27 protein-coding genes are annotated in these 26,066 nt (G+C 67.3%); 22 read left to right on the plus strand and 5 right to left on the minus strand.

Going from position 1 to position 26,066, the window contains the following annotated elements; genetic code table 11:
• Positions 1-138: 138 nt before the first annotated feature.
• The 13 genes from atpB (at position 139) to NYP18_RS04990 (ending at position 10,209) form a co-directional block, all read left to right on the plus strand.
• Positions 139-936, plus strand: a complete 798-nt coding sequence (gene atpB, locus NYP18_RS04930) for a F0F1 ATP synthase subunit A (protein WP_259427062.1) — start codon at positions 139-141, stop codon at positions 934-936.
• Between the two features lie 102 nt (positions 937-1,038).
• The gene (locus NYP18_RS04935; protein WP_259427063.1) at positions 1,039-1,278 is read left to right on the plus strand and encodes an ATP synthase F0 subunit C; all 240 of its coding nucleotides are present in this window, start codon (positions 1,039-1,041) and stop codon (positions 1,276-1,278) included.
• 38 nt (positions 1,279-1,316) lie between these two features.
• A complete protein-coding gene (locus NYP18_RS04940) occupies positions 1,317-1,886 on the plus strand; it encodes a F0F1 ATP synthase subunit B (protein ID WP_126119451.1) in 570 nt (189 codons plus the stop codon).
• A gap of 5 nt (positions 1,887-1,891) precedes the next feature.
• Entirely contained in the window at positions 1,892-2,710 is an 819-nt protein-coding gene (locus NYP18_RS04945) for a F0F1 ATP synthase subunit delta (protein ID WP_259427064.1), read from the plus strand.
• A 59-nt stretch (positions 2,711-2,769) separates the two neighbouring features.
• Positions 2,770-4,413 carry a F0F1 ATP synthase subunit alpha gene (gene atpA / locus NYP18_RS04950; protein WP_259427065.1) on the plus strand — a complete coding sequence of 548 codons (1,644 nt, stop codon included), beginning with the start codon at positions 2,770-2,772 and terminating at the stop codon, positions 4,411-4,413.
• Between the two features lie 57 nt (positions 4,414-4,470).
• Positions 4,471-5,445 (plus strand): F0F1 ATP synthase subunit gamma, encoded by a 975-nt coding sequence (locus NYP18_RS04955; protein ID WP_126119448.1) that lies wholly within the window; start codon positions 4,471-4,473, stop codon positions 5,443-5,445.
• A 3-nt stretch (positions 5,446-5,448) separates the two neighbouring features.
• Positions 5,449-6,894 carry a F0F1 ATP synthase subunit beta gene (atpD, locus tag NYP18_RS04960; protein WP_126119447.1) on the plus strand — a complete coding sequence of 482 codons (1,446 nt, stop codon included), beginning with the start codon at positions 5,449-5,451 and terminating at the stop codon, positions 6,892-6,894.
• Between the two features lie 12 nt (positions 6,895-6,906).
• Entirely contained in the window at positions 6,907-7,278 is a 372-nt protein-coding gene (locus tag NYP18_RS04965) for a F0F1 ATP synthase subunit epsilon (RefSeq protein WP_126119446.1), read from the plus strand.
• 210 nt (positions 7,279-7,488) lie between these two features.
• Positions 7,489-7,953, plus strand: coding sequence for a DUF2550 domain-containing protein (locus NYP18_RS04970; RefSeq protein ID WP_259427066.1), 465 nt, complete (start codon positions 7,489-7,491; stop codon positions 7,951-7,953).
• Between the two features lie 21 nt (positions 7,954-7,974).
• On the plus strand, positions 7,975-8,667 hold the full coding sequence (gene nucS, locus NYP18_RS04975; protein WP_259427067.1) for an endonuclease NucS: 693 nt from the start codon (positions 7,975-7,977) through the stop codon (positions 8,665-8,667).
• A gap of 59 nt (positions 8,668-8,726) precedes the next feature.
• Positions 8,727-8,981 carry an Rv1322 family protein gene (locus tag NYP18_RS04980; RefSeq protein ID WP_259427068.1) on the plus strand — a complete coding sequence of 85 codons (255 nt, stop codon included), beginning with the start codon at positions 8,727-8,729 and terminating at the stop codon, positions 8,979-8,981.
• 10 nt (positions 8,982-8,991) lie between these two features.
• Entirely contained in the window at positions 8,992-9,288 is a 297-nt protein-coding gene (locus NYP18_RS04985) for a thiamine-binding protein (protein WP_259427069.1), read from the plus strand.
• 12 nt (positions 9,289-9,300) lie between these two features.
• On the plus strand, positions 9,301-10,209 hold the full coding sequence (locus tag NYP18_RS04990) for a tetratricopeptide repeat protein (RefSeq protein ID WP_259427070.1): 909 nt from the start codon (positions 9,301-9,303) through the stop codon (positions 10,207-10,209).
• Positions 10,210-10,289: 80 nt separating this feature from the next.
• On the opposite strand, the gene glgB is transcribed toward NYP18_RS04990, so the two are convergent.
• Both glgB and NYP18_RS05000 read right to left on the minus strand, forming a co-directional pair.
• Complete coding sequence (glgB, locus tag NYP18_RS04995; protein ID WP_259427071.1) at positions 10,290-12,494, minus strand: 1,4-alpha-glucan branching protein GlgB; 2,205 nt, start codon at positions 12,492-12,494, stop codon at positions 10,290-10,292.
• A 115-nt stretch (positions 12,495-12,609) separates the two neighbouring features.
• On the minus strand, positions 12,610-14,628 hold the full coding sequence (locus tag NYP18_RS05000; RefSeq protein WP_259427072.1) for a maltotransferase domain-containing protein: 2,019 nt from the start codon (positions 14,626-14,628) through the stop codon (positions 12,610-12,612).
• Between the two features lie 91 nt (positions 14,629-14,719).
• On the opposite strand from NYP18_RS05000, the gene NYP18_RS05005 reads away from it, so the two are divergent.
• The 7 genes from NYP18_RS05005 to NYP18_RS05035 all read left to right on the plus strand — a co-directional run bounded on the left by NYP18_RS05005 (position 14,720) and on the right by NYP18_RS05035 (position 21,668).
• Entirely contained in the window at positions 14,720-15,562 is an 843-nt protein-coding gene (locus NYP18_RS05005) for an ABC transporter ATP-binding protein (RefSeq protein WP_126119438.1), read from the plus strand.
• Between the two features lie 62 nt (positions 15,563-15,624).
• Entirely contained in the window at positions 15,625-16,434 is an 810-nt protein-coding gene (locus NYP18_RS05010) for an NUDIX hydrolase (protein ID WP_241228226.1), read from the plus strand.
• Complete coding sequence (locus tag NYP18_RS05015; protein WP_259427073.1) at positions 16,434-17,603, plus strand: THUMP-like domain-containing protein; 1,170 nt, start codon at positions 16,434-16,436, stop codon at positions 17,601-17,603. The genes NYP18_RS05010 and NYP18_RS05015 overlap by 1 nt, the downstream gene beginning before the upstream one ends.
• 80 nt (positions 17,604-17,683) lie before the next feature.
• Positions 17,684-18,481: an electron transfer flavoprotein subunit beta/FixA family protein gene (locus NYP18_RS05020; RefSeq protein WP_259427074.1), complete on the plus strand. Its 798-nt coding sequence runs from the start codon at positions 17,684-17,686 to the stop codon at positions 18,479-18,481.
• A 31-nt stretch (positions 18,482-18,512) separates the two neighbouring features.
• Positions 18,513-19,463, plus strand: coding sequence for an electron transfer flavoprotein subunit alpha/FixB family protein (locus NYP18_RS05025; RefSeq protein ID WP_259427075.1), 951 nt, complete (start codon positions 18,513-18,515; stop codon positions 19,461-19,463).
• A complete protein-coding gene (locus NYP18_RS05030; protein ID WP_259427076.1) occupies positions 19,464-20,588 on the plus strand; it encodes a cysteine desulfurase family protein in 1,125 nt (374 codons plus the stop codon).
• A 60-nt stretch (positions 20,589-20,648) separates the two neighbouring features.
• On the plus strand, positions 20,649-21,668 hold the full coding sequence (locus tag NYP18_RS05035; RefSeq protein WP_259427077.1) for a glycoside hydrolase family 25 protein: 1,020 nt from the start codon (positions 20,649-20,651) through the stop codon (positions 21,666-21,668).
• A gap of 4 nt (positions 21,669-21,672) precedes the next feature.
• Here the strand turns inward: NYP18_RS05035 and NYP18_RS05040 are convergent, their stop codons facing one another.
• The 3 genes from NYP18_RS05040 to NYP18_RS05050 form a co-directional block, all read right to left on the minus strand.
• On the minus strand, positions 21,673-22,419 hold the full coding sequence (locus NYP18_RS05040; RefSeq protein WP_259427078.1) for a ZIP family metal transporter: 747 nt from the start codon (positions 22,417-22,419) through the stop codon (positions 21,673-21,675).
• Positions 22,420-22,490: 71 nt separating this feature from the next.
• Positions 22,491-22,736, minus strand: coding sequence for a helix-turn-helix transcriptional regulator (locus tag NYP18_RS05045; RefSeq protein ID WP_259427079.1), 246 nt, complete (start codon positions 22,734-22,736; stop codon positions 22,491-22,493).
• A gap of 93 nt (positions 22,737-22,829) precedes the next feature.
• Positions 22,830-23,750: a spermidine synthase gene (locus NYP18_RS05050; RefSeq protein WP_259427080.1), complete on the minus strand. Its 921-nt coding sequence runs from the start codon at positions 23,748-23,750 to the stop codon at positions 22,830-22,832.
• A gap of 234 nt (positions 23,751-23,984) precedes the next feature.
• Here NYP18_RS05050 and mnmA point away from each other — a divergent pair, with 234 nt between their 5' ends.
• Both mnmA and NYP18_RS05060 read left to right on the plus strand, forming a co-directional pair.
• Positions 23,985-25,070, plus strand: coding sequence for a tRNA 2-thiouridine(34) synthase MnmA (gene mnmA, locus NYP18_RS05055; RefSeq protein ID WP_259427081.1), 1,086 nt, complete (start codon positions 23,985-23,987; stop codon positions 25,068-25,070).
• Positions 25,067-26,059 carry a uroporphyrinogen decarboxylase/cobalamine-independent methonine synthase family protein gene (locus tag NYP18_RS05060; protein ID WP_259427082.1) on the plus strand — a complete coding sequence of 331 codons (993 nt, stop codon included), beginning with the start codon at positions 25,067-25,069 and terminating at the stop codon, positions 26,057-26,059. The genes mnmA and NYP18_RS05060 overlap by 4 nt, the downstream gene beginning before the upstream one ends.
• The last annotated feature ends 7 nt before the right edge of the window (positions 26,060-26,066 follow it).

A 26,066-nucleotide genomic window follows, 5' to 3' on the forward strand; every position in this document is an offset into this window, starting at 1 on the left:
ACCGCCTTCGCTGATGTGCGACGGAGTCCGAGGTGGTGGCGGAAAGAGATTTTCAGACGTCCATCGCACCGTATGGGAAATGACACTCCGCATACGGCCCGAACACGGGAGAGAACGCTGAGCGTTACAACACTGGCCATGAGGGGCGAATTCCACGCACCCGAACTGGATCCTGAATTTTTCCCGGGGCAATACTACGGCCACATCCTGTTTGAGGATTTCGCAAACGGATGGTTCGCACTGGACCGACTGATGCTCGTCCGCATTCTGATGACGATCATTCTGGCGGTCCTTTTCCTTGTCGCCTTCCGGAACACCAAGCTGATTCCGTCAGGCCTGCAGAACTTCGCAGAACTCGCACTGGATTTCGTCCGGGTGCACATCGCCGAGGACATCCTGGGCAAGAAGGAGGGGCGTCGGTTCCTGCCGATCATCGCCACCATCTTCTTCGCCGTCCTGGCATTCAACCTCCCGACGATCATTCCGGGGCTGAACATCTCGCCCAACGCGCGTATCGGCATGCCGATCGCGCTGGCGATCCTGGGCTACATCACGATGATCTACGCCGGAGCCAAGCGTTACGGCTTCGGTAAGTTCATCAAGTCCTCGGTGGTCATCCCGAATCTTCCACCGGCACTGCACATCCTTGTCGTGCCGATCGAGTTCTTCTCGACGTTCATCATGCGGCCGGTCACTCTCGCGCTTCGTCTCATGGCGAACTTCCTCGCGGGACACCTCATTCTGGTCCTCCTGTACTCCGCCACGAACTTCTTCTTCTGGCAGCTGAACGGTTGGACCGCACTGTCTGGTGTGACCATCATCGCCGCTATCGCGTTCACGCTCTACGAGGTCATCATCATCTTCCTGCAGGCGTACATCTTCGCCCTGCTGGTTGCTGTGTACATCGAGCTGTCGTTGCACGCGGACTCCCACTGACAAGTCGCGAACCTCGCGGCCAACTGAATAACCCCACTTCAATCACCACCTGAAGTCCCGGTCTAACCCCCTGACCGGGCACCAAGAAAGGGAACGACTTTCATGAACGAGATCATCCTGGCTCAGGCAACCGAGTCCACCATCGGCGGCCTCGGCACCATCGGCTACGGCCTCGCCACCATCGGCCCGGGCCTGGGCATCGGTATCCTCGTCGGCAAGGCCCTCGAGGGCATGGCACGCCAGCCCGAGATGGCCGGCCAGCTCCGTACCACCATGTTCCTGGGTATCGCCTTCGTTGAGGCCCTCGCCCTCATCGGCCTGGTCGCCGGCTTCCTGTTCTAATTTCGAGCGGAAACACACCCCTTTAAGACTGGAGACTCATGACGAACGTCATTTACTACCTTGCGCAGGAGGCTGAGACCCTTCCCCTCGAGGGCGGGAACTCGATCCTTCTGCCCAAGGCATACGACATCGTCTGGTCCATCATTCCGCTCGTCGTTATCCTGCTGATCTTCTGGAAGTTCGTTCTTCCGAAGTTCCAGGAGGTCCTGACTGAGCGTGAGGACCGGATCAAGGGTGGCATTCAGCGTGCCGAGGCCGCACAGGCCGAGGCAAAGGCCGCACTTGAGAAGTACAACGCGCAGCTCGCCGAGGCCCGTGCCGAAGCAGCCGAGATCCGTGAGCAGGCCCGCGAGAAGGGCAAGCTCATCGAGGCTGAGATGAAGGCGCAGGCCGCCGAGGAGAGCAACCGCATCATCGCATCCGGTGAGAAGCAGCTGTCGGCCCAGCGTGAGCAGGTCGTCGCAGAGCTTCGCCAGGAGATGGGACAGAACTCGATCAACCTGGCCGAGCGTCTGCTCGGTGGCGAGCTTTCCGACGCCACCAAGCGTTCCGGCACGATTGACTCGTTCCTGTCCGAGCTCGACACCGTCGCACCGGCAGGAAAGTGAGCGCCATGCACGCAGCGAGCCGCGAAGCACTAGCAACGGTTGAGTCCCACCTGGACGGTCTCGTCCGGGGTTCGGGCAAGGCCGTCGCCGTCGCCGCCCAGACGGGCACCGAGCTTTTCGACGTCGTCGAGGTTCTCGACGGTGACCGCGCCCTGCGTGTCGCGGTCGCCGAGGCCTCCGCCACGCCGGAGCAGCGCACGGGCCTGATCCGGACCGTGTTCGGCGGCAAGGTCTCCGACAGCACCCTCTCGGTGCTCAACGAGGCCGCCGCCAACACCTGGTCCACCCCCCGCGAGTTCCGCGCAGGTCTGGTGGCCCTCGGCCGCCGCGCTTTCCTGCGTGGCGCCGAGGAGCAGGGTCAGCTGGGACAGGTCGAGGACGAGCTGTTCCGACTCTCCCGTGTCCTGGACCGTGAGGGTGAGCTGACCCAGCTCCTCTCCGACAAGACGACGGACCCGGCACGCAAGCGTGGCCTGCTGGCCGGCGTTCTCTACGGCAAGGTCAACATGTTCACCGAGGCGCTCGCGCTGCAGGTGATCGGCCGTCCGGAGAAGAACCCGATCGACGACATGACGAACCTGGTTGAGGCAGCCGCGCAGCTGCAGGGCCGGTCCGTCGCACACGTCGTCGTGGCCGAGCAGTTGAACGCAGGCCAGCAGGCGGCGCTCGCCGACAAGCTGGGACGAATTTACGGTCGTGCGATGTCCATCCACTCTGAGGTTGACCCCAGCCTCCTCGGTGGCGTGACCATCCGCGTCAAGGACGAGATCATCGACGGCAGCCTGGCGGGCAAGCTCGCCAAGCTGCGGACGAACCTCTCCTGAGACACGACTACAGACGAACTATAAATATGCTGGAAGATACAACCGAGAGCAGGAAGAACATGGCGGAGCTGACGATCTCCTCCGATGAGATCCGTAGCGCGATAGCGAACTACACCTCGAGCTACTCCGCGGAGGCCTCCCGTGAGGAGGTCGGCGTGGTCATTTCGGCAGCTGACGGTATTGCCCAGGTTTCGGGCCTCCCGTCGGTCATGGCGAATGAGCTGCTTGAGTTCCCCGGCGGCGTCATCGGCGTCGCACAGAACCTTGAAACCGACACCGTGGGTGTCGTCGTGCTGGGTAACTTCGAGTCCCTGGCGGAGGGCGACGAGGTCAAGCGGACCGGCGAGGTCCTCTCGATCCCGGTCGGCGAGAAGTTCCTCGGCCGAGTAATCAACCCCCTCGCTGAGCCGATTGACGGCCTGGGAGTCATCGAGTCCGACAAGACCCGCGTGCTGGAGCTGCAGGCTCCGGGCGTGCTGGACCGTCAGCCCGTCGAGGAGCCCCTGGCCACCGGCATCAAGGCCATCGACGCGATGACCCCGATCGGCCGCGGACAGCGACAGCTGATCATTGGTGACCGTAAGACCGGCAAGACCGCGGTCTGCATCGACACCATCCTCAACCAGAAGGCCAACTGGGACTCCGGCGACAAGACCAGGCAGGTCCGCTGTGTCTACGTCGCCATCGGTCAGAAGGGCTCCACCATCGCGGCGGTCCGGAAGACCCTGGAGGAGCACGGCGCCCTGGAGTACACCACCATCGTGGCTGCTCCGGCATCCGACTCCGCCGGCTTCAAGTGGCTCGCCCCGTTCACCGGTGCAGCCCTGGCCCAGCAGTGGATGTACGAGGGCAACCACGTCCTCGTCATCTACGACGACCTGACCAAGCAGGCCGAGGCCTACCGTGCGATCTCCCTGCTGCTGCGCCGCCCGCCGGGCCGTGAGGCCTACCCGGGTGACGTGTTCTACCTGCACTCCCGTCTGCTGGAGCGTGCCGCGAAGCTCAACGATGAGCTCGGTGCCGGTTCGATCACCGCACTGCCCATCATCGAGACCAAGGCGAACGACGTGTCGGCCTTCATTCCGACCAACGTCATCTCCATCACCGACGGCCAGGTCTTCCTTGAGTCCGACCTGTTCAACCAGGGTGTCCGCCCGGCCATCAACGTCGGTGTCTCCGTCTCCCGTGTCGGTGGCGCCGCCCAGACCAAGGGCATGAAGAAGGTCGCAGGTTCCCTGCGTCTGGACCTCGCCGCCTACCGTGACCTCGAGGCTTTCGCCACCTTCGCCTCTGACCTGGATGCCGCATCCAAGGCTCAGCTGGAGCGTGGCCAGCGCCTCGTCGAGCTGCTCAAGCAGGCCGAGAACTCCCCGCAGGCCGTCGAATACCAGATCATCTCGATCTGGCTCGCCGGTGAGGGCGCCTTTGACGTCGTTCCCGTCGAGGACGTCCGTCGCTACGAGTCCGAGCTGCACGAGTACCTCCGCGCCAACGTCGCGGACGCCTACGCTCAGATCGACGGCGGCAAGGCCCTGTCGGACGAGTCGCAGGCTGCCCTGCTGGCCGCCAACGACGAGTTCGCGAAGACCTTCCAGACCACTGACGGTCGCCCGGTCATCAACGAGCCCGAGGTTGATGCGCTGTCCAGCGACCAGCACAAGAAGACCCAGCTCACCGTCCCCCGCAAGACGGCCAAGAAGTAAGGGCCTCCATGCCCAACTTTGAATCCGTCAACAACAACGAAGGGAGGATTGTGAACCATGGCTAATCTTCGCGAATTGCGTGACCGTATCCGGTCCGTCAACTCGACCAAGAAGATCACCAAGGCTCAGGAGCTGATCGCCACCTCGCGCATCACCAAGGCCCAGGCCAAGGTCGAGGCTTCCCTGCCGTACGCACAGGAGCTGTCCAACGTGATGGAGCGCCTCTCTGAGGCGAGCTCCCTCGACCACCCGATGCTGCACGAGCGCGAGGACGGCAACGTCGCCGCCATCCTGATCGTGTCCTCGGACCGTGGTATGGCCGGTGGCTACAACCACAACGTCTTCAAGAAGGCTGCAGAGCTGGAGAAGATGCTGGAGGAGGCCGGCTACGAGGTCGTCCGTTACGTCACGGGCGGTAAGGCCGTCGGCTTCTACAAGTTCCGCGACGCAGAGATCGCCGGACAGTGGACCGGATTCTCCCAGGACCCGTCCTGGGAATCCACCCACCATGTCCGTCACCACCTCATCGATGGCTTCAACGCAAGCTCGAAGGGTGAGGCCAAGTACCGCGACGGCCTCAACTCCGAGGGCGCTGCGATCCGTGGTTTCGATCAGGTGCACGTCGTGTACACCGAGTTCGTCTCGATGCTGTCCCAGGTTCCGGTGGCACACCAGCTGCTGCCGATCGAGCCTGTCATCCGTGAGGATGAGCTGGACACCGGCGAGTCGATGCTGGAATCCGGCAACGAGCTCACCCCGGACGTCGATTTCGAGCCGGACGCGGACACCCTGATGGATGCGCTGCTCCCGAAGTACGTGTCCCGTCGCCTGTACGCGATGTTCCTCGAGGCGTCCGCCGCCGAGTCGGCATCCCGCCGTAACGCGATGAAGTCTGCGACTGACAACGCAACCGAGCTGGTCAAGGACCTCTCGCGCGTGGCCAACCAGGCCCGTCAGGCACAGATCACCCAGGAAATCACAGAGATTGTCGGTGGCGCGGGTGCGCTCGCCGATAGCGGAGAAAGTGACTAGAAAATGACTACAGCTCTCGCAGAGCAGAACGCACAGCAGGCGTCCAGCGCCGGCCGTGTCGTGCGTGTCATTGGTCCGGTCGTCGACGTGGAGTTCCCGCGCGGCGCGATGCCGGCCCTGTACAACGCACTGACTGTCGAGGTCACCCTCGAAGCAGTCGCCAAGACCATCACCCTCGAGGTTGCCCAGCACCTCGGTGACAACCTCGTCCGTGCAGTCTCCATGGCCCCGACCGACGGCCTCGTCCGCGGCGCCCAGGTCGTGGACTCGGGTAAGCCGATCTCCGTTCCGGTCGGTGACGTCGTCAAGGGCCACGTCTTCAACGCCCTCGGTGACTGCCTCGACGAGCCGGGCCTCGGCCGCGACGGTGAGCAGTGGGGCATCCACCGCGACCCGCCGCCCTTCTCCGAGCTCGAAGGTAAGACCGAGATCCTGGAGACCGGCATCAAGGTCATCGACCTGCTGACCCCGTACGTCAAGGGTGGCAAGATCGGTCTGTTCGGTGGTGCCGGTGTCGGCAAGACCGTTCTGATCCAGGAGATGATCACCCGTATCGCGCGTGAGTTCTCCGGTACCTCCGTGTTCGCCGGTGTCGGCGAGCGCACCCGTGAGGGCACCGACCTCTTCCTCGAGATGGAGGAGATGGGTGTTCTCCAGGACACCGCCCTCGTGTTCGGCCAGATGGATGAGCCGCCGGGAGTCCGTATGCGTGTCGCACTGTCCGGCCTGACCATGGCCGAGTACTTCCGCGACGTGCAGAACCAGGACGTTCTGCTGTTCATCGACAACATCTTCCGTTTCACCCAGGCCGGCTCCGAGGTCTCGACCCTGCTGGGTCGTATGCCCTCCGCCGTGGGCTACCAGCCCACCCTGGCTGACGAGATGGGTGTCCTCCAGGAGCGAATCACCTCGACCAAGGGTAAGTCGATCACCTCTCTGCAGGCCGTCTACGTGCCCGCCGATGACTACACCGACCCCGCCCCGGCCACCGTGTTCGCCCACCTGGATGCCACCACCGAGCTTGACCGCTCGATCGCGTCCAAGGGTATCTACCCGGCCGTGAACCCGCTGTCCTCGACTTCTCGTATCCTCGAGCCGTCGATCGTCGGCGAGCGTCACTACGCCGTGGCACAGCGTGTCATCGGCATCCTGCAGAAGAACAAGGAACTGCAGGACATCATCGCCATCCTCGGTATGGACGAGCTCGGCGAAGAGGACAAGATCACCGTCCTGCGCGCACGTCGTCTCGAGCGCTTCCTGGGCCAGAACTTCTTCGTCGCTGAGAAGTTCACCGGTCTGCCGGGATCCTATGTCCCGCTGGAGCACACCATCGAGGCATTCGAGCGCATCTGCGACGGCGAGTTTGACCACTACCCGGAGCAGGCCTTCAACGGCCTCGGTGGCCTGGACGATGTCGAGGCCGCCTACAAGAAGCTCACCGGCAAGTAAGAGGAGACGCACATGGCTGACATCACCGTTGAACTGGTCTCCGTGGAGCGCATGCTCTGGTCGGGTTCGGCCAGCATCGTCACCGCGCAGACCACTGAGGGTGAGATCGGCGTGCTGTCCGGTCACGAGCCGATGCTCGGGCAGCTGCGCGAGAACGGCGTCGTGACCATCCGTCCGGTCGAGGGCGACAGGCTCGTCGCCGCCGTACACGGTGGCTTCCTCTCCGTTACCCCGGAGAAGGTCACCATCCTCGCGGACTACGCGATCTGGGCCGATGAGGTCGACACCTCGCTGGCCGAGTCTCAGCTGCAGGACGCCGACGAGTTCACCCGTCTCCGTGCGGAGGCGGAACTGAGCGCCGTGCGCCGTAAGGCCGAGGCTTAATAAACGGGGGGCCGGGTGACCGGCTCCCGAGGCACCGCCTCTTCCTCTCTCAGACTGACACCCGCTGCCCACCAGGGCAGCGGGTGTCAGTTTTTCCGGTATCGGCGGGGGAAGGGCAAACGGTTGTTCCTGCGGGCATGCGCTGTCGTTGGGCAATTGCAGGCGCGGGCTATAGAATGAGCCGACAACCGTCCGGAAGGGGAACGTGCCGTGGAGATCGTGACCTGGGTACTGATCGTGTTTGCCGTGCTTGCGGTTCTGCTCGCCGTCTGGCGCTTCCTCACCCTGCGTTCGCGCGGCACGACGATCCTCCTGCGTCGCCTTCCGGCCTCCGGCGTCCACGGCTGGCGCCACGGCACGATCCGCTACAACGGTGACGACCTCGAGTACTTCAAGCTGCGGTCCATCTCACCGATGGCGGACCAGGTGTTCAACCGGCAGCGCCTGGACTTCCACGAGCCCCGGCAGCTGACCCCGGGGGAGGTCGCCTTCATGGCCGAGGGCCTGTCGGTGGCGACCCTGTGCGACGGCGGCACCCACTACGAGATGGCGCTTGACCCGCATAGTCTCACGGCGCTGACCTCCTGGATCGAGTCCGCTCCGCACGAGCGGCAGGAGCGCATCGACCATCACCGTCTGCGCAGCAGGATCACCCGGGGTCAGAACGGAAAGTGACCACGGGCTAGTCTGGAACGCATGCGTTTAGTCATCGCCCGTTGTTCCGTGGACTATGTCGGCCGCCTGGAGGCGCACCTGCCCATGGCTGACCGTCTGCTCATGATCAAAGCCGACGGTTCGGTGTCAGTGCACGCCGACGACCGCGCCTACAAACCCCTCAACTGGATGACTCCGCCGTGCGCGCTCACCGAGACAGCCATCACCGACATCGACGGTGAGGACACCGGCGAGCAGCTGTGGATCGTGGAGAACTCGAAGGGGGAGCAGCTCCGCATCACCATCGAGCAGGTCCACCACGAGACCACCCATGAGCTCGGCCAGGATCCCGGCCTGGTCAAGGACGGGGTGGAGGCCCACCTTCAGGAGCTGCTGGCGGAGCACATCGACACCCTCGGTGAGGGCTACAGCCTCGTACGCCGCGAGTACCCCACCGCCATCGGCCCGGTGGACCTCCTGGCCCGTGACGGGGCCGGCGGGACCGTGGCCGTGGAGATCAAGCGCCGCGGCGGTATCGACGGCGTCGAGCAGCTGAGCCGTTACCTCGATCTGCTCAACCGCGACGAACTGCTGCGGCCGGTCCGTGGCGTCTTCGCCGCCCAGGAGATCAAACCCCAGGCCCGCACCCTGGCCGAGGACCGTGGCATCCGCTGCCTGACCCTGGACTACCAGGAGCTGCGCGGCATCGAGACCGACGAACTGCGGTTGTTCTAGCAGTGCCGCGCAGGAACAGACCGCAGCGCCCGTGCAGAGGCGGGCGTCGGGAAGCGGTGGTGCCCAGGGAGCTGCCCCGCGACGGCACCGCCTTCTACGGCACCCAGACTGTCGAGGGGCCCTCGTGGACCCAGGGGGAGTTGTACCAGTTCCGGCACATGGGTTCGCATTCGGCGAAGAAATTCTACGTGTGCCCGGGCTGCAACCAGAACATCCCGCCGGGGGTCGCCCACATCGTCGCCTGGCCCCGCGACACCGGACGTGGCGCCGATGACCGGCGGCACTGGCACCGCCACTGCTGGGACCGCAGGTAACCTGGAACGCATGATCATCGCCTTCTCCGTGGCACCGACCGTCACCGCCACCCCCGACGCCGAAATGTCCGCCGCCGTAGCCGAGGCCGTGAGGATCGTCCGCGATTCCGGCCTGCCGAACGAGACCAACGCCATGTTCACCCTCGTCGAGGGGGAGTGGGACGAGGTCATGGACGTGGTCAAACGGGCCACCGAGGCAGTCTGCGCCGTCTCACCGCGTGTGTCCCTGGTGCTCAAGGCCGATATCCGGCCCGGTTACCCGGACCAGCTGCACCAGAAGGTCGAATCCCTCGAGAAGCACTTCTAAGGAGAACACCACTTGAACACCCCACACCGCTACGTCTCCGGAGCCATCGACCTCGGCGAGGTGAAGGCACGGGCGGAGGCCCGCGATCAGGCCGCCCAGCAGGTGGCCACCGGCACCGGACCGGCCCCGTACCTGACCGTCACCCCGCAGAACTTCGAGAACGACGTCGTCCGCCGTTCCCTCGAGGTGCCGGTCGTGGTGCTCGTCGGCACCCCGCGCAGCCCCGAATCCGAGCAGCTGCGCGCTGACCTGCAGCAGCTGGCAGAGGGGGCGGGCCTGAGCTACATCGTCGGCTACGTCGACGCTGACGCCACCCCCGAGGTCGCGCAGGCCTTCGGCGTGCAGGTCCTGCCCACCGTCATCGCCCTCGGCGGTGGTCGCCCCGTCACCCAGTTCGAGGGCGGCCAGCCCGCCGACGCCCTGCGGACCTGGCTCGACGCCCTGGTCACCCAGGTCGGCCCGCAGCTCTCCGGACTGCAGGCGGCACCCGCGGAAGAGGACGCCCCGGAGGATCCGCGCCTGGGCCAGGCGCTGGCGGCCCTGAACGCCGGCGACTTCGACGTGGCAATCGCGGTCTACGACGAGATCCTCGCCGAGACCCCCGGTGACCAGGACATCGTCCAGGCCCGCGACACCGCGAAGCTGCTGCAGCGCCTCGACCCGGCCTCCCGCACCGAGGACCCGGTCGCCGCCGCGGACGCCGACCCGACGGACGTGGAGAAGCAGTTCACCGCCGCCGACGCGGAGGTGGTCGCCGGGGCTCCCGAGCGTGCCTTCGACAGGCTGCTGGCACTCATGGTCGCCGTACCGGGGGAGAAGCTGCGCGTGCGTGACCGCCTCGTCGAGCTCTTCGCGCTCTTCGATGCCGCCGACCCCCGCGTCACCGGGGCCCGCACGCGGATGGCCTCCGTCCTCTTCTAGCCGGACCGACCCTAAAACACCGACGGCGCCCGACCCCTGAGCTCAGGGGTCGGGCGCCGCCGGCGTCGAGAAGCAGGGGATCAGCCGCGGTGGCGGTACCACTGCACGGAGTTGGCGGGGATCTGCAGCTCCAGGGAGTGCTCCTGGCCGTCCCAGCCGGTGTCCGTGGTGCTCACGACCTCCGGGAGTTCGTTGCCGGCTCCCTGGTACTTCGCGTCATCGGTGTTGAGCACCAGCTCCCAGTCACCGGCCCGGGGGATGCCCAGCGGGTAGCTCTGCTGGGAGGTGCCGGAGAGGTTGACCACCGCGAGCAGCGCGGAATCGTCGTTGCCCCAGCGCAGGTAGGCGAGGATGTTGTTGGCGGCATCATCGCTCTTGAGCCACTGGAAACCCCGGTAGTCGTGGTCCTGGGAGTACAGGGCGGGGGAGTCCCGGTAGATCCGGTGCATGTCACGCACCAGATTCTGGATGCCCTCGTGGTACTCGTGGCCCCAGCCCTCCAGGTTGGACCAGTCGACGGAGTGGGCCTCGTCCCATTCGCCGGTCTGGCCGAACTCCTGGCCCATGAACAGCAGCTTCTTGCCCGGGTGGGAGAACATGTAGCCGTAGAGGGCACGCAGGCCGGCAGCCTTGTTCCAGTCATCACCCGGCATGCGTCCCCACAGGGAACCCTTGCCGTGGACGACCTCGTCGTGGGAGAAGGGCAGGACGTACTTCTCGGAGTAGGCGTAGATCATCGAGAAGGTGATCTCGTTGTGGTGGTACCCGCGGTGGATCGGGTCGAGCTTGAAGTACTCGAGGGTGTCGTTCATCCAGCCCATGTTCCACTTGAGGGAGAAGCCCAGCCCGCCCTGCTCGGTGGGGGCGGTGACCCCAGTCCAGGAGGTGGATTCCTCGGCGATGGTGAGCACACCCGGGTGCGTGCGGTGGACGGTGGCGTTCATCTCCTGGAGGAACTGCACGGCCTCGAGGTTCTCGCGGCCACCGAACTGGTTGGGCTCCCACTGACCTTCCTCGCGGGAGTAGTCGAGGTAGAGCATGGAGGCCACGGCGTCGACGCGCAGGCCGTCGATGTGGAACTCCTCGATCCAGTACAGGGCGTTGGCGACGAGGAAGTTGCGGACCTCGTTGCGGCCGAAGTCGAAGACGTAGGTGCCCCAGTCCATCTGCTCGCCGCGGCGCCAGTCGGCGTGCTCGTAGAGGGCGGGGCCGTCGAAACGCGCCAGCGCCCAGTCATCCTTCGGGAAGTGGGCCGGGACCCAGTCCATGAGGACGCCGATGCCGCGGTTGTGGAAGGCCTCGATCAGGCCGCGCAGCTCATCCGGGCTGCCCCAGCGGGCGGTCGGGGCGTAGTAGCCGGAGACCTGGTAGCCCCAGGAACCACCGAAGGGGTGCTCGGAGACGGGCATGAGCTCCACGTGGGTGAAACCCTGTTCGGCGACGTAGTCGACCAGCTCGGTGGTCAGCTCCTTGTACCCCTTGCCGATCTTCCAGGAACCGAGGTGCACCTCGTAGATCGACATCGGCTGGTTGAGCAGGTCCGCGGAGGCGCGGTTACGCATCCACTCACCGTCGTTCCACTCGTAGCGGGAGTCCACGACGATGGAGGCGGTCTCCGGCGGGCACTGGGCAGCCTTGGCCAGCGGATCGGCCTTGTCGCGGCGGTGGCCCTCCTTGGTCTGGATGGCGAATTTGTACACCTCACCCTCGCCGATGTCCGGGATGAACAGCTCCCACACGCCGCTGGAACCCAGCGAACGCATCGGGAAGTGGCCGGCGTTCCAGCCGCAGAAGTCACCGACGACGGCCACGCCGATGGCGTTGGGTGCCCACACCGCGAAGGAGGTTCCCTTGACGGTGCCCAGGGCGGTCTCGTAGGAACGGACGTTGGCGCCGAGGACATCCCAGAGGCGCTCGTGGCGGCCCTCGGAGATCAGGTGGATGTCCAGGTTGCCCAGCGTGGGCAGGAAGGCGTATGGATCGGCGATGACGGCCTCACCGGTGTCCGGCCAGGTGACGCGCAGGCGGTAGTCCGGGGTGTAGATGTCCGGCAGTCCCAGCACCCACACATCGTTGCCGATGGGGGTGGCCTCACGCGACTCGTTGTGGATGAGGACATCGACGCGGAGGGCACCCGGCTGGCGGGTGCGGATGACGGAGCCGCCCTGCACGGCGTGCCAGCCGTAGAAGTCATGGGGTGCGTGATGGCTGCAGTTGTACAGCCGCTCCATGTCCGTGTCGGGGATGAGCAGATTCTGGTCGATGCCGTCGTGGGCGTCGTGCATGGCTGGACCTCACAGGGGGAAGGTGAATGCGGTTGATGCGTTTTTGTCAGGGGGAGTTGCTCCGCCCGGTCACGTTCCTGACGCTACAGGAACGGGTCGGGCGGAGGCGGCCGGATCAGGCCCGGTAGTCGGTGACCTGGCGCCAGGAGAGCGGCTCCCGCCGGTCGGCCGGGACGTTCGGCAGGATGAGCACATGGGCGACGTCGACCTCGGGCACCAGCTGCACGAAATTGCTCTGGTGCCAGGTCCAGGTGGCGCCGGTGATGGCGTCGTGGACGGGGAAGCTGGCACCGGGGTGCTGGCCGAGGGCCTTCAGGTCCAGATGCACGGTGCCGGCCTGCGTGTGATGCGGGTCGAGGTTGACCACCATGAGGACGATGTTGCCGGTGACCGGGTCGAGCTTGGAGTAGGCCAGGATCTGGTCGTTGTCCACCTCATGGAAGTGCAGGTTGCGCAGCTGCTGGAGCGCGGGGTTCTCCCGGCGGATGTGGTTGAGCAGGGCGAGGTAGGGCTCGAGGGAGTTCCCGGCGGCGCGGGCCGCCTCGAAGTCGCGGGGCCGTAGCTCGTACTTCTCGGAGTCGAGGTACTCCTCGGAACCCTTCTTGACGGGGACGTGCTCGTAGAGCTCATAACCGGAGTAGACACCCCACAGCGGGGACATCGTCGCGGCGAGGGTGGCCCGGATGGCGAACACGGCGGGCCCGCCGACCTGCAGGGACTCGTGGAGGATGTCGGGGGTGTTGACGAAGAGGTTCGGGCGGGAGTAGTCCGCGGCGTCGCGGATCTCGGAGGCGAACTCGGTCAGCTCGTGCTTGCTCGTCTTCCAGGTGAAGTAGGTGTAGGACTGTGAGAAGCCCAGCTTGGCCAGCCCGTAGAGGCGCGGGGCGCGGGTGAAGGCCTCGGCGAGGAAGATGACGTCCGGGTCGGTCTCGTGGATCCGGGCGATGAGCCACTGCCAGAAGTTGGCGGGTTTGGTGTGCGGGTTGTCCACCCGGAAGGTCCGTACACCCAGATCGACCCAGTACTTGACCACGCGGTGGACCTCGTCGTAGATCGCGGTGGGGTTGTTGTCGAAGTTGATGGGGTAGATGTCCTGGTACTTCTTCGGCGGGTTCTCGGCGTAGGCGATGGTGCCGTCGGCGAGCTCGGTGAAGAAGTCACGGTGGTCGGTGGCCCAGGGGTGGTCCGGGGCGGCCTGCAGCGCCAGGTCGAGCGCGATCTCCAGGCCGAGTTCCTCCGCGCGGGCCAGCAGCGCCTGGAAATCCGCGACGGTGCCCAGCTCCGGGTGGACCGCGTCGTGGCCGCCGTCCTTCGAACCGATGGCCCAGGGGGAGCCGACGTCGCCCGGCTCGGGGGTGAGGGTGTTGTTGCGGCCCTTGCGGTTGACCTCGCCGACGGGGTGGATCGGGGGGAAGTAGACGGTGTCGAAACCCATGGCGGCGACCCGCTCGAGTGCCTTCGCGGTGGTGGCGAAGGTGCCGTGGACCGGGCGGCCCTCCTGGTCCCGTCCGCCGGTGGAGCGCGGGAAGAGTTCGTACCAGGAGTTGAACAGGGCGTCGCGGCGCTCCACCTTGACCTCGCAGATCGGGCCGTGGGTGAGCAGGTCGCGCAGCGGGTGGTCGTGCAGCACGGCGGTGACGACCTCGGACATCGCGATGCGGACGCGGTCGGTGACGTCGCCGTCGGTGCGGCGCAGGGCGCTCGCGGCGTCGACAAGCACGCCGGAGACGGAGTCCGGGGCCTGGGCCGCGGCGCGGTCGAAGAGCGCCGCGCCGTGGGCGAGGTCATTGGCCAGCTCGGCGGCGGACTGCCCGGCGTCCATCTTCTTGGTCACCGCGTTGCGCCAGGTGGCGAACGCATCCGACCAGGCGTCCACCCGGAAGGTCCACACGCCGGGGGTGTCCGGCACGAAGACCCCGTGGACACGGTCCTGGTTGTGCGGGTCCGTGGTCATGTGGAGACCCACTGTCTCCCCACCTGGCGGGGTGACATTCAGGGTCGCGGCGATGGCGTCATGTCCTTCGCGCCAGGCCAGCGCGGTGACCGGCAGGACCTCGCCCACCACGGCCTTGGCGGGGAATAGTCGCCCGGAGATCTGCGGGCGGACGTCATCAATACCGAGTCGACCTGTCATGTGTTTCACCTTCGACATAGGGGTTGGAATTACCCTGACGAGCCTAGTGCAGCTGTGTCAGTTCCACAGGGGGCGCGGCTAATCGGCCACAATGGGGGATGTGACTGACTTCAATGACGAGACCAACGAGGACCTCCTGCTCGATTTCCGTGACGTGACCTTCCGGCGTGGGGGACGGGACCTCGTTGGCCCCGTCACCTGGCAGGTCGAACTCGATGAGCGGTGGGTGATCATCGGCCCCAACGGCGCGGGAAAGACCACCCTCATCCGCATGGCCGCCGCCGAGGAGTTCCCCAGCACCGGCCGGGCCTTCGTCATGGGGGAGCAGCTGGGACGCACCGACATGCGGGACCTGCGCTCCATGATCGGTGTCTCCTCTGCCGCGCTGGGCAACCGCATCCCCGACAACGAGACCGTGGGGGATCTCGTCGTCTCCGCCGGTTATGCCGTGCTCGGCCGCTGGCGCGAGGAGTACGAGGCGATCGACTTCGAGCAGGCCCACGAGATCCTCGACCTGGTCGGCGCGTACCACCTCATCGACCGCACCTGGGGCACCCTCTCCGAGGGGGAACGCAAGCGTGTCCTCGTCGCGCGTGCCCTGATGACCAACCCGGAGCTGCTCATCCTGGATGAGCCGGGCGCCGGCATGGATCTCGGCGGCCGGGAGGACCTCGTCGGTTATCTCGGGGATCTGGCCCTGGATCCGGATGCCCCCGCCATCGTCATGATCACCCACCACGTGGAGGAGATCCCTTTCGGCTTCACCCACGCCATGCTTCTCGACGAGGGCAAGGTGGTCGCCCAGGGACTCATCGACAATGTCCTGACCAGCGAGAACCTCTCCACGACCTTCCACCAGCCCATCGAGGTCTCCCGCATCGGCGAACGCTACTTCGCCCGCCGGACGCGCCGCCCCGGCACCCACCGCCGCTGAGTGGGGCCTAGACTATCGGTGTAAGAGGTCCGACCAGAGTGAACTGTGGAGGTGAATCGGCCGTGACCCAACGTCAGGCGCCCACCGGCTATGGCCAGGCCCGCCTGTCCACCACGGTCATCCTGGTCCGGGATTCCGGGGAGGGACTGCAGGTGTGGGCCCAGGAACGGGTCTCCACGATGCGCAACTATCCCGGCATGACCGTCTTCCCGGGTGGGGGAGTGGACCAGCGTGACCTGCCCGTCGGGGACACCTCCGCGCTGTGGACCGGCGAACCCGTCGAGGATTTCGCCGTCCGGCTGGGCCTGAGCCCCGAGCAGACCCACGCCGTCGTCTTCGCCGCAGTCCGCGAACTCTTCGAGGAGACCGGCACCCTGCTGGCCTACCACGCGGACGGTTCAACGATCGCCGATGTCACGCCCTACCACCGGGACCGCGTCGACCTCATCTCCCACCGCATCTCTCTGACGGAGATGCTCACCGGGCGTGACCTGCGGGTCTGCACCCACGGCCTGCGCCCCTGGGCCCGGTGGGTGGGCGGGTGGAAGGACCTCCACTGGTTCGACACCATCTCCTTCGTCGCCGTCGCCCCGGAAGGGCAGTCACCCGACGGCGACACCTCCGAGGCCGACGACGCAGGCTGGTTCTCCCCGCAGCTGCTTCTCGACGGCTGGCGGCACGGCCTCGTCCGCCTCGCCATCCCCACCTGGGCCCAGTTGTCCTTCCTCGCCCAGTTCCCCACCACGGCGCAGGCCCTGGCCGCCGCCGACGCCGCGGACCTCAGCCCTGTCGTCGGCGACCCGGTCGATGACCCGCGCTACGCCGAATACTTCAACGCCGCCTGGGTCGACCGGATCCGCCCGACACGCTGATGGCCTACACACGCGACGAGGTCGCCTTCCTGGCGGCCCACACGCAGGAGATCGCCGAGGCCACCACAGACCTCCCGCTCACCCGGAAGAGCCTGCTCGCCGACACCGCCGCCCTGCGTCAACGCTTCGGGGAGCATGGCCGCGCGGTGACAGAACTCGCGCAGGCCCGCCGCTCGGCGGTGACGAACGGGAAATTCCCCGCCGACTGGCTCACCGACCTCGACGCCGCCCAGCAGGCCACCCCGCAGGTCGTGGCCGCCGAACGTGCCGCCCGTCTGCGCCGCACCCTCGGACCGGACACCCTGGTCCATGACGTGACCTGCTCGGTGGGCACGGAGGGGGCGTCGACAGTCGCGGAAGGCCTGGGGTACCTGGGCAGCGACCTCGACCACACCCGCCTGCTCATGGCGCGCCACAACCTCGGCCCCGCCGCCTGGCTCGTGCGCGCCGACGCCACCGCCCCGGTGAGCAGCGGGGCCGACGTTGTCGTCGCCGACCCCGCGCGCCGGGCCGGGGGACGGCGCATCACCCGGCCCGACCAGCTGCTGCCGCCGCTGCCGGACCTGTTGGCCGCCTGGCCGGGTAAGGAGCTGGCGGTCAAATGCGCCCCGGGCCTGGATTTCTCGGACTGGGAGGGGCTGGTCAGCCTGGTCAGCGTCGACGGCGGTGTGAAGGAGGCCTGCCTCTACACTCCGGGACTGGCGGAGGGGGTCAGCCGGGAGGCGGTCGTCATCTCCGGCGGGAAGACCGATCGGATCACGGATTCTGAACCGGACGGTACTGATGCGGGTGAACCGGGCCGTTTCCTCATCGACCCGGACGGCGCGGTCGTGCGCGCCGGACTGGTGCGCCACTACGCCCACCGGGAGGGGCTGTGGATGCTCGATGAGCGCATCGCCTATCTGACCGGGGACGTGATCCCGGCGGGCCGCACCGGCTTCGAGATCCGCGAGATCGTGCCGCTGAAGAAGCTCAGGGCTGCCCTGAACAGCCATGATGCCGGTGCCCTGGAGATCCTCGTGCGCGGGGTGGATGTTGATCCGGATGCCCTGCGCAGGAAGCTGAAGCTGAAGGGGAAGGCGGCGATGGCGGTGGTGTGCACCCGGATCGGCACCCAGGGTGTGGCCCTGATCTGCGGCCCCCGGCAGGCCATGGAGCCCGGAAACTAAGTGTTGCCTGACCGGGCTGACAACGCCTTAGAGTAGACTTTCTGCAGAATTCCCCCAACCCCGTCGAAAGGTGACTGCCGATGCCCGCCATCGTGGTACTCGTCAAGCATGTTCCGGACACCTGGTCCCAGAAGGCCCTCGAGGCCGACAACACACTGGACCGGGTCAACGTTGATTCCGTCATCGACGAAATCAACGAGTTCGCCATGGAGCAGGCACTCCAGCTGCGGGACGACAACCCGGACGCCGGTTACCGCGTCATCGCCCTGACCGTCGGTGCAGCCGGCGCCGACGAGACCCTGCGCAAGGCCCTGGCCATGGGCGCGGACGACGCCGTCCACATCCTCGACGACGCCATCGCCGGTTCCGACCTGCTGGGCACCACCTGGGTGCTCACCAACGCCATCAACACCGTCGGGGACGTGGCACTCATCGTCGCGGGGAACGCCTCCTCCGACGGCGCGATGGGTGCCCTGCCGGGCATCCTGGCCGAGTACCGCCAGGTCCCGGCCCTGACCAACGTGCGTTCTGTGGCGCTCCAGGGCCAGACCATCGCCGCTGTCCGTGAGACCGCTGAGGGCCGTTTCGAGCTCTCCGCGCAGCTGCCGGCGATCGTCTCCGTCACCGACAAGGCGCCGAAACCGCGTTTCCCCAACTTCAAGGGGCTGATGGCCGCAAAGAAGCACGACGTGACCGTCCTGGACCTGGCCGCCATCGGTGTGGCCCCCGAACAGGTCGGTCTGGCGCATGCCGCCACCGCCGTGACCGCAGCGAACACCCGCCCCGCCCGCGGGTCCGGCGACGTGATCAACGGCTCTGACGGGACCGCCGCCGCGGGCACCGTCGCGGAGTTCCTCGCCGCCGAGAAGTTCCTCTGATCCACTCGACCCCCTGTTAGGAAAGCACCACATGTCCACTGTCTATGTCCTGGTCGAGCACAACGGTTCCGAGCTCGCCGCCACCACCGCCGAACTGATCACCGCCGCCCGCCCGCTGGGTGAGGTCGCCGCCGTGGTCGTCGGCACCCCGGGTGTCACCCAGCAGCTCGCCCCCGCTCTCGCGGAGCTCGGGGCCGCGACCGTCGTCGCCGCTGAGTCCGCCGATGCCGACCAGCGCCTCGTGCTGCCCAAGGTCGACGCCCTGGCCACGCTGGCCGCCACCAACCCGGGCCCCATCGTCATCTCCGCCGGGGTCTCCGGCAACGAGGTCGCCGGCCGCCTGGCCGCCCGCCTGGCCTCCGGCGTGCTCTGCGATGTGGTGGGCATCAACGCCGACCGCACTGCCGCCCAGTCCGTCTTCGGTGACCAGATCCAGGTTTCCGCTGCCGTCGGCGGTGCCAGCCCGATCTACACCCTGCGCCCCGGTGTCATCGATCCCGCTCCGGTGGCCGCTGCGGGCACCGTCACCTCCGTGGCCCTGCCGGCCGCCACCGTCAAGGACGTCACCGTCACCGGATTCACCCCGGCCCAGCGCGGTTCCCGCCCGGACCTGCCTGCGGCCAAGGTCGTGGTGGCGGTCGGGCGCGGCATCGGTTCGGCCGAGGGGATGGCCCTGGCCGAGCAGCTCGCCGACGCACTCGGCGGTGCGGTGGGTGTCACCCGCGACATCGTCGACCTGGGCTACTACGACGGCGCCTACCAGGTGGGGCAGACCGGTGTCACCGTCTCCCCGGACCTCTACATCGGCCTGGGTGTCTCCGGTGCCATCCAGCACACCTCCGGCATGCAGACCGCGAAGAAGATCGTCGTGGTCAACAATGACGAGGATGCCCCGATCTTCCAGATCGCCGACCTCGGTGTGGTCGGTGACCTCTTCGACGTCGTCCCGGCGCTCATCGACGAGATCAACCAGCGCCAGTAGATGCAGCACGCCCGCCGGTACCTCGACCATGCGGCGACCACCCCGATGCGTCAGGTCGCCATCGACGCCTGGGTTGAGCACGCCGGCGCGCTCAACCCCGGTGGGCAGTACGGCTCCGGCCGTGCCGCCCGCCGGGTGCTTGATGACGCCCGCGAGCTCATCGCCCGCCTCCTCGGTGCCGACCCGGTGGAGGTCGTCTTCACCGCCTCCGGCACGGAGGCCGACAACCTCGCGGTGACGGGTCTGTACCGGGCCTCGGAGCTGGAGCGCATCGTCTCCACCCCGATCGAGCACCCGGCGGTACTTGAACCGGTCAAGGCCCTTGGTACGGCCGCTGAGCTGCTGCCGGTGGGCCCGGACGGTCGCGTCTCGGATCTGTCCGCCCTGGACACCCCCGCCGCGGTCGCGTGCTGCATGTGGGCCAACAACGAGACCGGCGCGATCCAGCCGATCGATGAGGTCATCGCCCGCGCCTGCGCCGCCGGCACGCCGGTGCATGTCGACGCGGTGCAGGTCGTCGGTCATCTGCCGGTGGATTTCCGTACCCTCGGTGCCACCACGCTGGCGGCCAGCGCCCATAAATTCGGTGGTCCGCGCAGCTCCGGCCTGCTGCTGGCCCGGCGTTCCCCGGCGCCGGCCCCGGTATTGCACGGCGGGGGTCAGGAGCGGGGTATCCGCCCGGGCACCCTCGACGTCGCCACGGCCGCCGCCACCGCCGCCGCGCTGGCGGAGGCGGTGGGGGAGATCTCCGAGGAGACCACGCGTCTGGCGGCTCTGCGCGACACCCTGCGCGCAGGGATCCTCGCCCGCGTCGACGATGTCCTGGTCCACACCATGGAGCCTGCCCTGCCCGGACACCTGCACCTGTCCTTCCCCGGCGCGGAGGGCGACAGCCTGATCATGCTTCTCGACGCCGCCGGCATCGAGGCCTCCACCGGCTCCGCCTGCGCCAGCGGTGTCAACCGTGCCAGCCACGTGCTGCTGGCCCAGGGTGTGGGCGAGCGGGACGCCCGCGGGGCGGTGCGGTTCACCCTCGGCCACACCAGTACGGGGGAGGACGTGGAAGCCGTCCTGGCGGTGATCGCCGAGGTGGTGGCGAGGGCACGCGCCGCCGGCATGGCGTGACAGGAGTTTCTCATGTGATTCATGGGACTTATGTGACTACATGGATTAGCGTTCTCAACCATGAATGTTCTTCCCCGGCTGACCGCTGTCCTGACCTCCGCCACTCTCGCCCTCACCCTCTCCGCCGTCCCCGCCACCGCCTTCTCACCGCTGGCGCCCTCCGGTGTGGACGTCTCGGGACACCAGCGCGACAACGGCACCCCCATCCACTGGCGTGAGGTCGCCGCCGACGGGCAACGCTTCGTCTTCGTCAAGGCCACCGAGGGGGAGGGCTGGCTCAACCCGCACTACCTGGAGGATGTCCACGCCGCGCACCAGGCCGGACTGCTCGTGGGCACCTACCATTACGCCCGTCCCGCCAAGGACGCCCGCACCCAGGCCGCCCACTATGCCGCCGCACTGGCCACCGCCCCGGCGACCTCCCTGCCCCCGGTGCTCGACATCGAGGTCGACGAGGGCCTGTCCCCGGTGCAGCTGCAGGCCTGGACCCGGGACTTCCTCACCGAGACCGAACGCCTCACCGGCCGGGCCCCGATGGTCTACACCTACCGCTATTTCTGGCGCGAGCACATGGCCGACAGCAACGCCTTCACCCGCTACCCGCTCTGGCTGGCGGCCTACCAGAACACCGTGCCTGAGAGCGTCGGTGGCTGGGACAACCTCACCTTCTGGCAGCGTTCCGATGCCGGCCGCGTCGCGGGCATCAACGGACCCGTCGACCTCAACCTCTTCAACGGCACCGACGCACAGCTGGGTGATTTCGTCGCCGGCCGTCACGTCGACCTCGGCGGGCTCCTCGACACCGTCCCCGGTCCCGACATCCTCGACTCCCTGGGTGGCGACAACGCCGCCCTGGCGGGCCTGATCCTCGCCGCGGAATCCGGTCTCCTGCCCGAGGGTGCGCTGGCCGGTGCCGCCGAGCGGGCGGGCATTGACCCGGCCCTGGCCGGTGACATCGCCGGCCGCGTCGGCCAGCTCCTGGAATCCGGGGAGCTGCCCGTCGATGACCTGCTGGTGATGGTGGAGAACCCCGACTATTCCATCGGTGACCTGCTCATCCTGCTCAACAACGCGGGCTGAGCGATCAACCGAGTGAGTGGATGCTGAACGCCGCGAGGAAGCCCAGGGTGGCGATCAGCCCGGAGTAGAGGGAGGCCTTCTCGAAGGCCTCCGGGATCATCGTGTCTGTGATCATGGCCAGGATCGCCCCCGCGGCCAGCGCGTTGACGAATGCCAGTGTCACCGGGGAGGCGCCGTCCAGCAGGAGGTAGCCGGCCAGTGCCGCCAGGCCCGAGGCCATGGCGATCCCACCCCAGATCCCGAAGACATAGCCGGCGCTGCGGCCGGACCTCTTCATCCCCGCTGTGCTGGACAGGCCCTCCGGGACGTTGGAGATGAACACCGCGGCCAGCATCGGAATGCTCAGTCCGCCCCCGGTGAGGAAACTCAACCCCAGCACCATCGATTCCGGAATTCCGTCGATCAGTGCGCCCACCGCGATCGCCGCCCCACCGCCTTCATCGGCATCGGGTTGCTGGTCACCGGACCGCTTGCGGTGTCGGGCCCCCTGCCAGGCCAGCACGAGGTTCAGGCCGACGTACACGACGGCGCCCACGAGAAAACCCAGGGCAGTGGCGGCCAGTCCACCCTGCTCCACCGCCTCCTGCACCAGCTCAAATGCCAGTGCGGAGATCAGTACCCCGGAACCGAAGGCCATCACCACCGCGACCAGCCTGGCAGGCACAGACATGAACCAGGCGACAGCACTGCCCAGCAGCAGCGCGGCGCCAGCCATCAGTCCGGCACCTCCGGCAAGCAGCCACTCCGGCACGGGAACTCCCTCTCCTGGATCGGCAGGTGACTCTCACCATACGAGGGTAGTCCGTTCCGCTGTCCCGGGCGTCAGGGAGAGATTCGTCCCTGGGAGGGGTCATCCGGGCGGAGGGCGTCGAACTCAGTCAGCGCAATGCGGAAACCGAGGACATCGAGCACCTGCAGCAGCGTGTCCAGCCGGAGACTGGGTTTGCCTTTCTCGATCTCCCGGATGAGGCGTTCGGACACTCCGGCCAGGGCTGCCAGGTCCTGCTGGCGCAGGCCGAGTTCAATACGGCGTGCACGGGCTGCCTCGCCCAGCTCTGCGGGTGTCATCCTGCCTCTTTCAATCGGCGCGATCGTGCCGTTAGGCGCAAGTCTACAGGCGCATGAGGGGCAATAGCCCCACTATCGGCACGATCGCGCCGATCAGACCCCTTCCGGGCCCTCCAAGAGCGAGATGGTACTGCCATCGGCATGATCGTGCCGGTTATCCAGGCGGCGCGGCGCGGTGCCGGAGAACAGGTCCCGGGTCCAGCGCTCGTCCTTGTAGTGGGCCGGCACGGCGCCACCCAGCAGCACGCGTGCGAGCCCGGCAGCCTCCGGGGAGCCCTCCTCCGGCAGCTCATGGTCGCTGCCGATGAGGATCATGTTGCCAGAGCGGCGGCCCTTGAGCATCGGGGGATCGGCGATGACCGCCACATGGGCGAAGACCTCGGCCATGCCGGCCAGCTCCGTTTTCGTGGCGATCAGGCTGTGGAAGTCGCCGCAGTTGGCCACGTAGAGCCCGCCCGGGGCCAGCGCGTTCTGCACATCGCGGAAGAAATCGGGTGTGGTCAGGTGCAGGGGGACCCGGGCTCCGGCGAAGGCGTCGCGGATGATCACGTCGCGGCTGGCGGGGTGGAAACCGGCGGTGACCTCCCCGGCCTCGCCGACGCGGATCTTCACGGTCGGGGAGCGCGGGATGTCGAACCACTGGCGCACATACTGCGCCAGCTCGCTGTCCAGCTCCACGACGGTGTGCCGCGACTTCGGCCACAGGTCGGCGAAGTAGCGCGCCATGGTGCAGGCCGCACCTCCCAGGTGTGTCACGCGCAGGGTCGACGGATCGTGGTGTGCGGCCACCTGCTGCTCCACGATCGCCGCGATCCAGCGCATGTACTCGAATTCGAGGACGTCGGGGCGGCCGATCTGCACATGGGAGGAGGGCACCCCGTTGATCATCAGCGTCCAGGCGTCCGGCAGGAAGGTGTCGGGGACAAGCTCGGCGATGCCGGAGTCGATCTCGTAGCTGCCGGCGGCGGCGCCGGTGGTCGGGGTATCAGGGGAGGTGCGTTGACGACGGGACATGTTCTACCGGGTGTTTCTGGGCTCTCAAGAGGACGGGTGGACGGTGGCGGAAGCCTCCCTCACCATACGGTCATGACCGGAGGCAGAGGAATCCCGGAGCCGCACAGTTTAGATCCTTTAGAACTCGGGGGCCGGTTTAGATCCTTGAGAACCTCACCGTGGTTTCAGATCGGTGCGCTTCGGGATTACGCTGCAGGATTGACTGTTGGAATGAGGAGAAGAGGGAGGAAGCACATGCGCGTACTGGCGGCGATGAGCGGCGGGGTCGACTCGGCCGTGGCGGCAGCGAGGATGGTGGAGGCCGGACACGAGGTCGTCGGCGTCCACCTGGCCCTGTCCCGCGACCCGCAGGCCGTGCGTGAATCCTCCCGCGGCTGCTGCTCGCTCGAGGACTCCGCGGATGCGCGCCGGGTCTGCGACAAACTTGGTATCCCCTTCTACGTGTGGGACTTCTCCGACCGCTTCCAGGCCGATGTCATCGATGATTTCGTCGATTCCTACGCCCGCGGCGAGACCCCCAACCCCTGCCTGCGCTGCAACGAGAAGATCAAGTTCGCCGCGCTGCTCGACCGTGCCGTGGCGCTCGGATTCGACGCCGTGGCCACGGGGCATTACGCGCTGATCGACTCCGACGGCCATATGCGCCGTTCCGCCGACCCGGACAAGGACCAGTCCTATGTCCTCGGTGTGCTCACCCGCGAGGAGCTCGACCGCTGCCTCTTCCCCGTCGGCGACACCCCCAAACCGCAGATCCGGGAGGAGGCCGCCCGCCACGGCTTCTCCGTCGCATCCAAGCCGGACTCCTACGACATCTGTTTCATCCCCGACGGCAACACCCAGGCCTTCCTCGGCTCCCGCATCGGCCTGCGCCCCGGCATGGTCGTCGACCAGGACGGTGCGCAGCTGCGCGATCACGACGGCGCCTGGAATTTCACCATCGGCCAGCGCAAGGGGCTGGACCTGCGCAACCCCGCGGCCGACGGCCGCCCGCGCTACGTCACCGACATCGACGCCTCCACCGGCACCGTCACCGTCGGCCCCCGCTCCGCGTTGTCCGTGACCACCATCCACGCCGACCGCCTCAAGGTGCTCCACCCGGCGATGACCGGTTCCTTCGACGCCCATGTCCAGGTCCGCGCCCATGGCGGCATCACCTCCTGCCACGCCCAGATCAGCGGCGATGAGATGACGCTGCACCTGCGTGAACCCCTCCAGGGTGTGGCCCGCGGCCAGGCCGCCGTACTCTACCTGCCTGACCCCGACGGGGAGGGGGATGTGGTCCTGGGCTCCGGCACGATCTGCGGGACGGAGTCCGCGTGAGCGCCTACGGACTCGGCCCCCTGCCGGGCACCTCGGTCCCTGAGGCCGCCGATGTCATCCTCTCGGAGACCGGCGACCTGCCCCACCTGCCCGACCTGCCCGCCCGCGGTCTCGGCTCCGATCCCATCGGCCGTACCGCCTGCCTCCTGGAGGCTGTGACCGTCGACCGCGGGCCGCGCTCCTGGATCATGACGGACCGCCCCCAGCTGCTCACCCGGCGGACCTGGGACCGCCTCCACCGCGACCTCGACGAGGTCGAGGAGGCCTGGGGCACCACCATCCCGGAGCTGAAGATCCAGGTCACCGGCCCCTGGACCCTGGCAGCCGGCATCGAACTGGGCAACGGCCACCGCGTGATCACCGACCGCGGTGCCCTGCGCGACCTCACCGACGCCCTCATCGAGGGCGTCAACCAGCACGCCCGCCACCTGGCCACCCGCTTCCGCTCGAAGATCACCGTGCAGCTCGACGAACCGGACCTGCCCGCCATCGCCCGCGGGCTGGCCGGGGCCACCGACTTCAACCCCGTCCGTGCGATCAACCCGAAGGACCTGGCCGAGCGCCTGGCTCATGTCGTCGACGGTCTCGGGGCCGAGGACGTCCTGCTCAACCAGACCGGTTATGAACCCCTGTGGGAGGTGGCGCGGGACTGTGGCGCCGGCACCGTGCTGGTCAGCCTCGACCGGGTGCAGGGTACGGAGCAGTACGACGGCTTCGGCCACACCGTCAGCGCCGGTACCCGTATCGGGCTGGGTGTGACCGGGCCGGGCGACACCGTCGATGAACTGCTGGAGCGCCCCCGCGAGCGGGCCGTGGCTGTCGCCCGTTTCTGGGAGCGCCTCGGCCTGGATCCGCAGTGGCTCACCGAGCGGGTCGACGTCCACCCGCGCGCCGGCATCACCGAGGGCACCCTGGTGGAGGCCGCCGGGGCCTACCGGATGGCCGTGGCCGTGGAGCAGATGCTGCGCACCGACGCCGGCGACCTGTAGCCGCCGG

This window comes from Corynebacterium lemuris (genome assembly GCF_024919295.1).
GTDB lineage: Bacteria > Actinomycetota > Actinomycetes > Mycobacteriales > Mycobacteriaceae > Corynebacterium > Corynebacterium lemuris.